A 13,216-nucleotide genomic window follows, 5' to 3' on the forward strand; every position below is an offset into this window, starting at 1 on the left:
AGCAGGCCAGAGCCCGGACCGTCTGGTCCAGGCACGGAAAAAGGGGAGGGAAGCCTGGTGCGCACCCGCGCCCGGGCAGGTGACGGAGAGCGTCAAATTCGGTCGCGCGTGGTCTGGCGACGGGTCTCGGTGTAGATGGGCGTGTGGATGGTGGCGAAGAACGCGCGCGCGTCATCGCAGTCCTTGGCGATGCCGGCGGTGAGGGCGTCGAGACTGTCGTACTTCAGCTCGTCGTGCAGTTTGTGCAGAAGTTCCACGCGGATGATTTTACCGTAGGCCTCTTCGCCTCCCGGCGCGCCGGGCCAATCGAGGCAGTGGGTTTCCAGCAGGACGCGCCCGCCGTTGACATCCGTCGGGTCCAGGGAAGGGCGCACGCCGAGGTTGGCCACGCCGCGCAGCGGTCGTTCATTCAGGCCATGGACCAGCACGGCGAAGATGCCGCTGGCCGCAGGCTTCCAGTGGTTGAAGCGCAGGTTCAGCGTGCGAAAGCCGTCGCCCGCGCCCTGGCGGCTCTCGGCCAGGCTGCGGCCCAGCTTGCGGCCGTGCACCACATGGCCGGAGATGGTGTAGGGATGGCCCAGCAGCCGCGCGGCGTCCTGCATGCGCCCCTCGGCCAGGGCTGCGCGCACATGGGTGCTGGACACGCGCAGGCCGTGCACCTCGTAGCTGTTCATGCGGGCCACGTCAAAGCCCTGGCGCTGGCCCGCCGCATCCAGCATGGCGTAGTCGCCCGCCCGCTGGGCGCCGAAGCGGAAGTCGTCGCCAACCAGCACGTATTTCGCGCCAAGGCCCGCCACCAGCACTTCGTCGATGAAGGCATGCGGCGACTGGCTGGCCAGCGTCTGGTTGAAGGGCAGAACCACAGTCTGGTCCACCCCGCAGCGCTCCAGCTCCGACAGCTTGTCGCGCAACGTGCCTATGCGCGCCGGAGCGATTTCAGGCCGTCCAAGGGTCTGGGCGAAATAGTCGCGAGGATGGGGCTCGAAAGTTAGCACGCAGGTGGGCACACTACGCTGGGCAGCTTCGGCCGACAGCAGGGCCAGCATGGCCTGGTGGCCGCGATGGACACCATCGAAATTGCCGATGGTCACGGCACAGGCCGATTCCCGCCCTGGATGGTTGAAGCCTCGAAAAATCTTCATGGGACGCTTTGTTTTCAATAGCGGCTGGCACGCGCGCAGCCAGCGCAGGCTGTCAATCCGACATGGAAACAGAGTATATTGCCTCGATAAGGCCTGCCTTGCAGGCCCTGTGCACTGGCTGCATTCCCGTTCACTTTGGTGTCAGAGGAGGCGTGTCGTGAAGGTCTTGAAGCTGTCGGCCCAAGGGCTGCCCCAATCCTGGATCACGCTGGAGCAGGCGGCGCTGCATTACGCGGCGGACGATGTGCGCTGGGAGTCCGGCGGAGAGGTCGCCTGTTTCCGCGGTGGTCACAATGCCGTCACGGGCTGCCAGTCGGTCATCCACATAAACAGCATCATCGGCACGCGCGGTGCGCCTGCGATCAATCCGCACAGCCTGCAGCCCGGCCTGACCAATGGCAAGCTGTTCGCACGCGACCGCTGCATCTGCGCCTATTGCGGCCGGGTCTTTCATGAAAACGACCTCACGCGCGAGCACATCGTGCCCATCTCCGCAGGGGGAGGCCACCAGTGGATGAACCTGGTGACGGCCTGCCGCTCCTGCAATCACCGCAAGGGTGCCCGCACACCTGAGCAGGCGCGCATGCCGCTGCTCTACACGCCCTATATACCCAGCCTCTGGGAAGACTTCATCCTGCGCAACCGACGGATCCTGGCCGATCAGATGGAGTTCCTGCTGCTGCACGTGCCCCGGAGTTCGCGCTGGGCACGGGACGGATTCGCCGAGGGCGGTGGTGCGCCCACGCACGAGGTGGCGTGGGCTTGATGAAGGCCCGTCAGGCAGCAGTCTTGGTTGCCGTCACGACAAAGCCCTGAACCGGCTCGCCACCTTCCTGGCGCAGCACCAGTTCTTCCGTCGACACACTGAAACCGGCTTGCTTGCACAGTGCCTCGATATGGCTGCGCTTGTGGGCGTAGCGCTGGCTGGATTGGAGGACCAGGTCGGGACCGTCTTCCGGGGCGGTTTCGCAGGAGAAGATAAGTTCGCCACCCGTCTTGAGAATGCGTGCGGCATTGGGGATGACCAGTTGAGGGTCGCCAATGTAGATCAGCACATCGAGCAGGGTCAGTACATCGTATTCATTGGCTGGCGTGTTCTGAAGCGCACCCAACAGGTCCACATTGTGGAAACGGTCATAGACGCCGTGTTTGGCGGCTTCCTCGATCATCTTGAGCGAGCTGTCCACACCGATCAGATAGCCTTGCATCGGACCCAGGAACAGCCCCAGCAGGCCGGTACCGCAGCCCAGATCCAGCAGGTTGAAGTCCTTCTCCGGGTGGCGAGCAATCAATTGCCCTGCAACGATTTTCGGCAGTTGGTAGTTCAGGCCGAGAACCAGGTGCCTGTCAAAGCGCTCGGCCATCTCGTCGAACATGGCTTGGTGCATTTGTACCGGAAGGTGTGCAGGCGTTTGAGCCTGTGCGAGTGACTCGTAGTGAGCCAGTGTTGAATCCTGAGGATGTTTTTCCTGCAGCATGCGGATGTCGGGCAGAGCTGCAGATGGCTCGCCGTGTGCAATGTGGAACTTGATGCGCCCCATGCGGTACGCAGAATTGTCAGGGTGTTCTTCGACGAGCGCATTCCAAAGCAGGGATGCTTCATCCTGATCCCCCAGGTCGCTCAAGTCGCCTGCCAGATGCTGGCGCAGCAAAGCATCGCCAGGAAAGAGTTTCAGCCCGCGGCGCAGATGTCTGACTGCCATCTCTAGATTTCCGGCACGGTGCGCGATGTCCACGACGCCCGCAAGCACCTGCGGATTGCGGGGCTCGATGCGCGCCACCTTTTCCGCCATTTCAATGGCGAGATCGAACTGATCGCGACGTGCGCGATAAAGGGCTGTTTCCAGGAGGCCCGGGCCCCACATCGGGGCGAGTTCAACGCAGCGATCGAAAGCCTCTTCGGCTTTGGCCGGGTTACCGGCCTTTTCTGCCATCAGCCCGGCCAGCATGAAGACACGGGCATCGCCTGGCATCTTGCGATGGGCCTTGTTCAGAGTCAGTGCGGCCTTCTGCAGATCGCCGTTGGAAATCTGCTGGCGAGCCATTTCCAGGTGCTTGCGGTTGATGTCGGCGGGGATGGAAGTAGCGCTCATGGGCAGGTGTGTGTTTATGGCCAAGGAGAGGCGGGCGTTGATTGCGGCATGTGCCGGCAGGCCACGCCAGTGGCGAACTTTTCATTATCGTGGATTCTTCGCCCGGCCATGTTTCAAGCCGATGCCTGCAAGGTCTTGGCCTGCGGTGCGGGCAAGGGGCGCGGTGGCAGCGTGAGCGTGAAGCTGGTGCCGCCCTGGGCTGATGGCGCTGCCTGTATGTCGCCGCCATGCAGGCGCGCAATGCGCCGGGCGACCCACAGGCCCAGACCGAAGCCGCGGGCCTGGTCCGCGCGGTGGCCGCGCTCGAAGCGCTCGAAGATGCGTTGCGCCAGCTCGGGTGCAAGACCCGGGCCCTGGTCGCTGACAGTGAGTTCCAGCCGGCCGTATTCGTCGGTGCGCGCGCGCACGGCGATTTCTCCGGCCTTGGCGTATTTCACCGCGTTGTCCACGAGGTTGGACAGGGCGATGCGGGTGAGCGTGGAGTCGCACTCCCATGTGGCGGGCGCCCTGGCACTGTCCAGGTTCAGGTGGTGGCGGCGTGACCAGTGCACAAGCTGCGCGGCATCATCGACCAGTTCCATGACGGGAGCGCGGTGCAATTGCAGCCGGAAGGCGGGAGCATCCAGGCGGTCGCTGATCAGGCAGTTGTCCACCAGGGCCGTCAGGCGCCTGCAGGCGCGCCGGATCTGTGCGGCGCGTTCCAGCTGGGAGTCGATGTCGGGTGAGGGAAAGGACAACTGCTCGGTGGCCGCGCTGTCCACCACGGCCAGCGGCGTGCGGAATTCATGGTTGACCATGTTGAAGAACTGGCGCTGCTCCAGCCGCAGCGTGCGTTCGCTGTGCAGTGCCGCCTGCAGTGCGTTCTGGGCGCGCAGCAGCTCGGCCGTGCGCAGGCGTACACGCTCTTCCAGCGCGTGCTCGGACTTGGCAAGGGACTCGAGCAGCTGTGCCTGGCGTGCCATGGAGTCGCGGAATTTCTGGATCAGACCGGCGCCCACGGCCACGGTGATCACGATGTTGACCAGCAAGGTGTTGAGCTGCCAGAACACGCTGGTTTCTATGGTCGGCAGGCTGGTCAGGCCGACATAGGCCGCCGTCACATACAGGCCCATCAGCCCATACATGGTGCTGGGAACCACCATCAGCACATGGACCAGATTGGCACGCTCGCGCAGCAGATTGCTCCATGCCACCACGGCGAACAGTGCGCTGATGGCCCAGGGCGCGCCAACCCCTATCCAGGCCCAGTCCTGGTAGCGGCCCAGCGGTATGCTGGGCAGGCACAGCAGCGGGATGATTCCCAGGGCGAGCAAGGCCCGATCCATGCGCCGCCAGCGTGTGTCGCGTGTCAGCAGCTCGCGCATCTGCCAGGCCAGGGCGGCGGGCAGCATCAAGGTACCCAGGCTGACGCACAGATGGCCCCAGTGCGCGAGGTGGTCGGGTAGCCAGATCTGCAGGTACCCCCGGTCGCTGGCGCCGTGGATCAGCACGGCCATGGCGGCCACGGCCATGGCGGCCAGATTGCGCAGGCGCAGGGCCAAGGCTGCGCCGATGATCAGCAGGGCCAGCATGAGGTTGATGCCCTGGTGGATGCCCGATGCCCATTCCACAGCCGAGAACTGCGTCATCAGGCCGCTGCTGCGCCAGAGCGTGGCGTCCAGCTGCATGGGGCTGGAGGTCTGCACGCGCAGGATGAAGGGCTGGCCCGAGTACAGCGGAAACACCAGCTGCCGAACATGCACGCGCGGTTCGTCGGTGGCCGTATCACCGCTGCTGCGCATGCGCCATGCGCCGTCCACGTGCTGGTAGAGCGCAACGCGGTCCAGATAACTGGGCAGGATTTCCAGCCACAGCGGATCGTGCTCGGGGTCTGCCTTGCCGGCGGCGATGTGAGGCGCCTGCACCTTGAGCCAATACACATCTCGCGTATAGCCCTTGTTCAGCGGTGTATCGAGCAGGGTGAAGGCCGTATCGGGCAGGGCTGCCACCTGATCGATGGTGAAGCCGCCCTGGGCATCGACGAGCGCCAGCATGGGCAGGTCCGTGCCCAGCTGCAGGCGCTTTGCCGGCAGGGACTGCCAGGCCGGGCTGAGAATGAAGCAGACCACCAGCACCAGCGAAAACACCAGCCAGCCCGGCAGCGCCAGCCGGTTCAGGATACGCAGCAGGTTCAGGATACGCATGGCGAGGCGGGCTGTGTTGCAGCTGTGGCAAGGCTGCTGTCTTCGGGAATGCTGCTGGGCAGCGTCAGCGTGAAGCAGGTGCCGCCGCCCGCAGCTGGCGTGACCTGCACATCGCCGCCATGCATCTGGGCCACGCGCCGGGCCACCCACAGCCCCAGGCCGAAGCCTCGGGTCTGGTCCGAACGCTCTCCGCGCTCGTGCAACTCGAAGATGCGCTGCGCCAACTCGGGCGCCAGGCCAGGGCCCTCGTCGCTGACGGTGAGTTCCAGCCTGCCCTGTGCGTCCAGGCGGGCGCATACGGCGATTTCTCCGGCCTGGGCGTATTTCACGGCGTTGTCCACGAGGTTGGACAGGGCGATCCGTACCAGGGTGGGATCGCATTCCCAGGAGGCGGGGATGCCCGCAGTCTCCAGCTTCAGATGGTGGCGGCGCGACCAGTGCACGAGCTGCACGGCATCGTCGATCAGCTCCATCACGGGCACCCGGTCGAGCTGCAGCCGGAACGCAGGCGCGTCCAGTCGGTCGCTGACCAGGCAGTTGTCCACCAGGGCCGTGAGGCGCCTGCAGGCGCGGCGGATCTGGGCTGCGCGTTCCAGCTGGGAATCGATATCGGTGGACGGAAAAGTCAGTTGCTCGGTGGCCGCGCTGTCCACCACGGCCAGCGGCGTGCGGAACTCATGGTTGACCATGTTGAAGAACTGGCGCTGCTCCAGCCGCAGCGTGCGTTCGCCATGCAAGGCGGCCTGCAGCGCGTTTTGCGCATGCAGCAGCTCCGCCGTGCGTGTGCGCACCCGTCCTTCCAGCGCATGTTCCGACCGGGCCAGCGACTCCACCAGCTGTGCCTGCCTGCCCATGGAGTTCTGGAATTTCTCGACCAGGCTGGCACCCACGGCAATGATGATGAGGATGTACAGCAGCAGCGATTCCAGCTGCCAGTACATGCCTGCCTCGATGTCGGAAGACACCAGTCCCGTATAGGCCGCAGCCACGTGGATGCCCATGACCGTGTGCAGCGTGTAGGGAATCAGCACCAGCAGGTTGACGATGCTGGGGCCCTGGCGGAACAGGTTCTGCCAGGCCACCAGCGCACTCAGCAGACTGGCCATCCAGGGCACGCTGACCCCCAGCCAGGCCCATTGCGTGTAGTGCCCCGTCGGTATGCTGAGTACGGCCAGCAGCGGTGCCACGGTCAGCAGCACCAGCATGCGATCGATGCGGCGCCAGGCCGTGCCGCGCGTCAAGGTCTCGCGTGCCTGCCAGGCAAAGGCGGCAGGCAGCAGGAAGACGCCCACGCTCACCCAGACATCCGCATGCGGCGCCCAGGGCTCGGGCAGCCACAGCTGGGCATAGCCGCGCACATTGGCGTTGTGGGTCAGCACCACGAAGGCCAGCAAGGTCATGGCCATCAGGCTGCGCATGCGCAGGGCCAGGGCCGCGCCCGCGATCAGCAGGGTCAGCACTAGGTTCACACCCTGGTGCACACCCGATGCCCACTCGACGCTGGACAACCAGGCCATCAGCCCCGTGCTGCGCCAGACCGTGGCGTACAGCTGCATGGCGCTGCTGGTCTCGATGCGCAGCACAAAGGGCTGGCCAGCGCGCAGTGGAAACACCAGCTGGCGCACATGGATGCGCTGAGCCATGGGCACGGTGTCACCGCTTTCCCTCGCCTGCCACAGGCCGTGCGCCTGCTGGTAGAGCGTGACCCTGTCCAGATAGGTGGGCGTGATCTCCAGCCACAGCGCATCGTTGTCGGCCAGCCCGCTTGTGGGCGCAAGGGCAGGCGTGGCAACCCTCACCCAGTAAGCATGGCGGGTATAGCCCTCGTTCAGAGGCGTGCGCCGGGTTTCGAAGGCATCATCGGGCAGGGCCGCGACCTGTTCAATGGTCATGCTGCGGCCCGCATCGGCAAGCACCTGCATGGGCAGGTCCTTGCCAAGACGCAGTCCCTTGTCAGGGGGAGGCATGGACGCCGGGCTCAGCACGAAAAATGCAAGCAACCCGAGCGAGACCATGATCCATGCAATAAATGTAAATTTTTGTGTGTTTCTCTGAACTGTGAGCATTCGAGAGTGTTCGTGCATGGCGGCGGACGTTCGCCCCAATGAAAATCCGCGCACCAATAGGCAAACATCATGCAGCAGACACTAGAGCCATCGATCGAGTTCACCGTCGCCGTCGTAGAGGACGACGAGGATATTCGTATCAATGTGTGTCGATTTTTAACAAAGTCTGGCTTGCATGCCTGGGGCACGGATTCTGCAGAAGACTTCTACATAAAGCTACTGCGTGAGAAGGCAGATCTGGTCGTCGTCGACCTGGGCCTGCCCGGCGAGGACGGCCTGAGCCTGGTCAAGCGCCTGGCCGAGCAGGAGATTCCCGTCGTGGTGCTCACTGCACGCGGCGATCTGGACAGCCGCATCGCCGGCCTCAATGCCGGCGCCCTGCAGTACTTCGTCAAGCCCACCGACATGAACGAGCTGGTGGCCGGCATCCGCTCCCAGCTGCGCCGCAACACGGGCCAGCCGGCCCGGGCGGCGGCACCTTTCCTGACCTGGCGCCTTGACCCCCTTTCGGCCTGCATGGTCGCGCCCAACCACCAGATCATTGCCCTGACCAGTCGCGAACTGGAATTGCTCGGCTGCCTGATGGCAACCCCCGGAACCATGGTGGCCAAGCAGACCTTGATCGAGACCATGGGATACGCCGATGTGGATGACGGCTTCCACCGCATCGAATCGCAGCTGACGCGGCTGCGCCGCAAGACCCTGGATATCTCCGGGCTGGCCCTGCCGGTGAGGGCAGTGTTCGGCCGAGGGCTGGTGTTCGTGCCTTAGGCGCCTTTTTCTTCTCCATTTCAGCTTTTTGAACCGCAGCCGTCCGGGCATGCGGAAGGGATTCGTTCGCCCATTTTTTTGCTGCAGAAGCGCGTGCGCGCGCTTGGGCGGCTTGGTGCTGGCTGCGTGCGCAGGCGGACGGCGTGGGCCGTCGGAGTTTTCAACCGTGATCAAACACACATGAAGAGAGGAATGGTATGGCGAGACAGAGTTTGCATATCCGGCCCGCAGGGCCGCGCATGAAGGCCTGGAGGCAGGCCAGAAGTCTGGTTGCAGCAGGCACCCTGGCAATGGTGGGTGCAGTTGCGCAGGCGGCATTTCTGAATGGGGACTTCGAGGCAGGGGACCTGACTGGCTGGACCCCTCAGGCCTGGACCAACAATGGCACCCAGGCCAATCCGAAACGCTTGAGCGAGTTGCGCCTGCAGCCACCTGGCACCAAGTCCCATCTGGTCGAAATCGCCAGCGGCTCGGAAAGCGCCGCAGACGAAGTCCTGTTCCGGGGTGACGCTGGCCAGTCCGCCCTCAAACTGACTTTGGCAGGCTCCCACTCTGCCCGTATCAACCTCAAGGCGAACAGCGCCACCCCAGCCAGCAACGTGATACCGCGGTCCAGCAAGGTCACGGGGGGACTCGCCGGCTGGACCCAGCAGGTCAATACGGCAAGTTCCATCACCCAGGAAGTGACGCTGACTGCAGATGACATCGACCAGGACGGCAAGATCCACATCCGATTTGTCGCGGCGCCCGTGCTTGAGTACGCCAGCAATCACGGAGGCGAGGATCGCCCCTACTTTGCCATCTCGCTGGTCAAGACCTATGACGCCCAGACCTCCACGGATCTGACGGGCTCGCCCCAGGAGTTGTTCTTCAAGTACCACTACGGCGGCGAGCCGGGAGCACCCTGGAAGACCTTTACAGACAAGGGCGGTGCCATCCAGAACTACACCGACCCTCAGGCCTACGATGTCGCACCCGGCAATGCCTACCTGCGGGTAGGCGACAAGGTCAGGCTGCAGGCCGTGGCCTCGGCCTGCAGTGCCGGTGGCCACGCAGGCCATCTGTACGTTGACAACTTCGGCACGACCCTGCCCAAGACACTGTGGATCAGCGCGTCCGGGCCTGTCAGCGCGCCCAAGGCGGACGGCACGGAGATCACCTACACCTATACCTATACGAACAACGGCAGCACCCCGGTGAACAACGTGAAGGTCACGCCCGCGATGCCCGTGGGCACGGATGCGGGCATCAGTCCGACCACGTTCGTGTCACTGGCCGGCGATGGCGGCGCTTGCACGGCCCCGGCCGTGGGCAGTTCAGACCCTGCCCAGTGCGACTTTGGGACCCTGGCACCCGGGCAGTCGGGCACGTTCACGATGACCGTGAAGGTTCCTTTGGGCACGCCGTCAGACCAGATCAACAACGGCAACTACACCATCGGAGGCGACCTGACCTCGACCCTGCTCGGTGCCATGGTGCAGACCCAATTGCTGGCTCCCGCGGCGAGCAGCGACATGGTGCCTGATGTCTCCGGACTCCCGCCCACCGCCGTGGTCGGCGAGCCCTACACCGGCAGCTTCTCCTGCAAGAACGATGGTGCAGCCAGCGCAGGCCAGGCCATCTGCGATGCCTCCGGTCTGCCCCCTGGCGTGACGGCAGGCCAATGCACGATAGACGGCGCGGGCTGGATGCAGCCCGGCGCGGTGCCTGCGGGCAAGACGGTGGTCTGCCAGGTCTCTGGCACACCGACGGGTCCAGGCGGCAGCTCGACGGTCACGGTGACCACGGGCGGCGACAACGACCTGACCCCGGGCAACAACACGACCACGTCGAACATCGCGGTCACCACAACGCCGGACATGCAGATCAATCTGAGCGGACTGCCCCCCACCTCGCCGCTGAACATTCCCTATAGCGGCAGCTTCACCTGCAGCAACCAGGGCCTGGCCAACGCCGTGAGCGGCACCTCCTGCGCCGTCACCGGCCTGCCGGCTGGCGTGACGCAAGGCGCATGCTCCATCAGCCCCGGCAATGCCGCGTGGGTGGCGGGCAATGCGGTGCCGGTGGGAGCCACGGTCACCTGTCAGGTGAGCGGTACGCCCACGGCCGCAGGTTCGTCCACGGTCACGGGCACCACGGGCGCAACGGATGATTCGAATGCGGCGAACAACACCGCGACCATGAATGTGTCCACCGTTGCAGTGCCCGACATGGGCGTTGATCTGAGCGGCCTGCCGACCGCGTTCACGGCCGGCACGCCCTACAGCGGCAGTTTTGTCTGCAAGAACCTGGGTTCGGTCGATGCATCGGCAGGCACCTCGTGCGCAGTCACGGGACTGCCCGCCGGTGTGAGCCAGGGAGCGTGCCGCATCAGCCCTGCCAATGCAGCCTGGTCGGCAGGTGATGCCGTACCTGCGGGCGCCAGCGTGACCTGCACGGTCAGTGGAACGCCCAGCTCCGTGGGAGCCGTGACACTGACGGGCAGCACCGGTGCGACCGGAGATGCCAACCCGGCCAACAACACGGCTTCCCGCGCAGTGGCAGGGGCCGTGTCGCCGGCCTCCATTCCCACCCTCTCCGAATGGGGCCTGATCCTGATGTCCGGCCTGATGGGCATCATGGGCTGGGGCATGGCGCGCCGCCGCCGCGCCAACCCGCTGTGACCGGCAGTCGGTCGTGACACAGGGCGCCCTTCGGGGCGCCCTTTTTTTTCATCTGGGCGCGGCCGCAGCCAATTGACTTGCTCAATGTGTGATCGAATAAGGGTTTATACCTAGCGATATTCCCATGATCGTCCGTGATCGCCCCGCCGGCCTCAGGCTGTTTCTGATTTTGCGGGGCTCGGTGCTCCAGCGTATCCAGGTCACGCTGCTCGTGAACATCGTGTTCGCCGCCATCATCACTCTGGTGCATGGCAACCTGTTCGACGTGAAGATCACGGTGACGCCCATCCCTTTCACGCTGATCGGCCTGCCGCTGGCCATCTTCCTGGGCTTTCGCAACAACACCGCCTATGACCGCTACTGGGAAGGCCGCAAGCTCTGGGGCGAGATGGTGATCTGCGCGCGCACGCTGGCGCGCCAGTGCCAGAGCCTGATCGTCATCGACGGCGATCCGGATCCGGCCCGGCGCAGCAGCGATGTGCGCGTGCGCATGGTGCACCGGGCGATCGCCTTCGCGCATCTGCTGCGGACGCAGTTGCGCGGGCTGCACGAGGATGTGGCCGCAGGCCGCTGGCTGGTGGACAAGGAATGGCGCCAGCTCCAGGGCCTGCCGCTGGAGCAGCGCTGCGACGCACTGATGATGTCCATGGGCCGCGATCTGGCGCAGTGCGTGCGCCGTGGCGAGATGGACCCCTGCCTGGCCGCGTCCATGGACAAGACCTTCACGCGCATGACGGCGGCAGCCGCCTCGTGCGAGCGCATTCGCAACACGCCCATGCCGTTCTCCTATGCGCTGCTGCTGCACCGCACGGCCTATATGTACTGCTTTCTGCTGCCGTTCGGCCTGGTGGACACGACCGGTTTCATGACGCCCTTTGTCGTGGCCATCGTGGCCTACACCTTCTATGGGCTCGACGCCCTGGGGGATGAACTCGAAGAGCCCTTTGGCCTGGAGAGCAACGACCTGCCGCTGGACACCATCTGCCGCTCCATCGAGATCAGCCTGGGCTGCACGCTGGGCGAGACGGATCTGCCGGCACCGCTCAGGCCGCAGGGCTACCGGCTGACCTGAGGCGGCGGGCAGACATGGGCAAAGGCCTATGAAAAAAGCCCCGCAGTTTTCTGCGGGGCTTGGTGTGGTGCGGTGCGGCGCGGTGAGGTCAGATGTCAGGCAAACACGCCGGCCATGTCCTGCATCTTCGCGGAGACGATGCCCAGGTGATGCAGGGTGTCACCGCCCGTCATCTCCATCTGCGTCAGGCGCTTGAAGTAGTGGCTGCCCGCGTACTCGTCGGTCACGCCGATGCCGCCGTGCAGCTGCACCGACTGCTGTCCGACAAAACGCAGCGACTGGCCCAGCTGGACCTTGGCGCGCGCGATGGCCACGTGGCGCTCGGCATCGGCCGCGCTCATCTTGAGGCTGGCGTAATAGCTCATGGAGCGGGCCAGCTCCAGCTGCATCTTCATGTCGGCCACGCGGTGGCGCAGGGCCTGGAAGCTGGCGATCACCGTGTTGAACTGCTTGCGCTGGTTCATGTACTCGGTGGTGAGCTTCAGTGTCTGCTCCATGGCGCCCACGCCTTCGGCGCACAGCGCGGCGTTGGCGGCGTCCTGGGCCAGCGTGAGGGCGGCCAGGCCATCGGCCGTCACCAGCGTGGCGGGGGCCGCCTGGCAGCGCAGCTCGGCCGCGCGGCTGCCGTCCTGGGTGCGGTAGCCCTGGGTGCTGACGCCGCTGGCGCTGCGCTCCACCAGGAAGAGGGCGATCTTGCCGTCCAGTTGGGCCGGCACCAGAAAGGCGTCGGCCGCGTCGCCTGCGGGCACCACGCTCTTGGTGGCGTCCACCGTGTAGCCGCTGCCGCTCTTGCTGGCCTTGGCGGCGCAGACATCGAGGCGGTAGCGGGCCTGGCGCTCCTGGTGTGCCAGCACGACCAGGGCCTCGCCGCTGGCCACGCGCGGCAGCCACTGGCCGGCCACGGTGGCGTCGGCGTGCTTGCCGAGCACTCCGGCGGCCACAAAGGCCTGCGCCAGCGGCTCCATCACCAGGCCGCGGCCCAACTCCTCCATCACCACCATCACGTCGGTGGCGCCCAGGCCCAGGCCGCCGTGCTCCTCGGGCACGGTCAAGGCCGTCAGGCCCAGTTCGGCGAGCTCGCCCCAGACCTCGCGCGAAAAACCGCCCGCCTCGACGATGGAGCGGCGGCGCTCGAAGGTATAGCCCTTGTCCACCCAGCGGCGCACGGCGTCGCGCAGTTGCTGCTGGTCATCCGAAAAATCAAAGTCCATTTTCTGTCTCCCGAA

9 protein-coding genes are annotated in these 13,216 nt (G+C 65.2%); 4 read left to right on the forward strand and 5 right to left on the reverse strand.

The window, feature by feature from the left end:
* Nucleotides 1-92: 92 nt before the first annotated feature.
* A complete protein-coding gene (locus AC57B5_RS25125; protein ID WP_496400557.1) occupies nucleotides 93-1,142 on the reverse strand; it encodes a bifunctional riboflavin kinase/FAD synthetase in 1,050 nt (349 codons plus the stop codon).
* A gap of 157 nt (nucleotides 1,143-1,299) precedes the next feature.
* Here AC57B5_RS25125 and AC57B5_RS25130 point away from each other — a divergent pair, with 157 nt between their 5' ends.
* Nucleotides 1,300-1,908: an HNH endonuclease gene (locus AC57B5_RS25130; protein WP_012207180.1), complete on the forward strand. Its 609-nt coding sequence runs from the start codon at nucleotides 1,300-1,302 to the stop codon at nucleotides 1,906-1,908.
* Nucleotides 1,909-1,918: 10 nt separating this feature from the next.
* On the opposite strand, the gene AC57B5_RS25135 is transcribed toward AC57B5_RS25130, so the two are convergent.
* From AC57B5_RS25135 to AC57B5_RS25145, 3 genes are all read right to left on the reverse strand, one after another.
* A complete protein-coding gene (locus tag AC57B5_RS25135; RefSeq protein ID WP_496400558.1) occupies nucleotides 1,919-3,235 on the reverse strand; it encodes a tetratricopeptide repeat protein in 1,317 nt (438 codons plus the stop codon).
* A gap of 113 nt (nucleotides 3,236-3,348) precedes the next feature.
* Nucleotides 3,349-5,418 carry a sensor histidine kinase gene (locus tag AC57B5_RS25140; RefSeq protein ID WP_496400559.1) on the reverse strand — a complete coding sequence of 690 codons (2,070 nt, stop codon included), beginning with the start codon at nucleotides 5,416-5,418 and terminating at the stop codon, nucleotides 3,349-3,351.
* Nucleotides 5,406-7,385, reverse strand: coding sequence for a sensor histidine kinase (locus AC57B5_RS25145; protein WP_496400560.1), 1,980 nt, complete (start codon nucleotides 7,383-7,385; stop codon nucleotides 5,406-5,408). The genes AC57B5_RS25140 and AC57B5_RS25145 overlap by 13 nt, the downstream gene beginning before the upstream one ends.
* A 168-nt stretch (nucleotides 7,386-7,553) precedes the next feature.
* On the opposite strand from AC57B5_RS25145, the gene AC57B5_RS25150 reads away from it, so the two are divergent.
* The 3 genes from AC57B5_RS25150 to AC57B5_RS25160 all read left to right on the forward strand — a co-directional run bounded on the left by AC57B5_RS25150 (nucleotide 7,554) and on the right by AC57B5_RS25160 (nucleotide 11,990).
* A complete protein-coding gene (locus tag AC57B5_RS25150; protein WP_013800907.1) occupies nucleotides 7,554-8,255 on the forward strand; it encodes a response regulator transcription factor in 702 nt (233 codons plus the stop codon).
* Between the two features lie 407 nt (nucleotides 8,256-8,662).
* Nucleotides 8,663-10,918: an IPTL-CTERM sorting domain-containing protein gene (locus AC57B5_RS25155; protein WP_496400561.1), complete on the forward strand. Its 2,256-nt coding sequence runs from the start codon at nucleotides 8,663-8,665 to the stop codon at nucleotides 10,916-10,918.
* 124 nt (nucleotides 10,919-11,042) lie between these two features.
* Nucleotides 11,043-11,990, forward strand: a complete 948-nt coding sequence (locus AC57B5_RS25160; RefSeq protein ID WP_313234490.1) for a bestrophin family protein — start codon at nucleotides 11,043-11,045, stop codon at nucleotides 11,988-11,990.
* Between the two features lie 95 nt (nucleotides 11,991-12,085).
* Here the strand turns inward: AC57B5_RS25160 and AC57B5_RS25165 are convergent, their stop codons facing one another.
* The gene (locus AC57B5_RS25165) at nucleotides 12,086-13,201 is read right to left on the reverse strand and encodes an acyl-CoA dehydrogenase family protein (RefSeq protein ID WP_496400562.1); all 1,116 of its coding nucleotides are present in this window, start codon (nucleotides 13,199-13,201) and stop codon (nucleotides 12,086-12,088) included.
* Nucleotides 13,202-13,216 lie beyond the last annotated feature (15 nt).

It is taken from the genome of Delftia sp. BGA-UO-ETr-SB1, assembly GCF_059567865.1.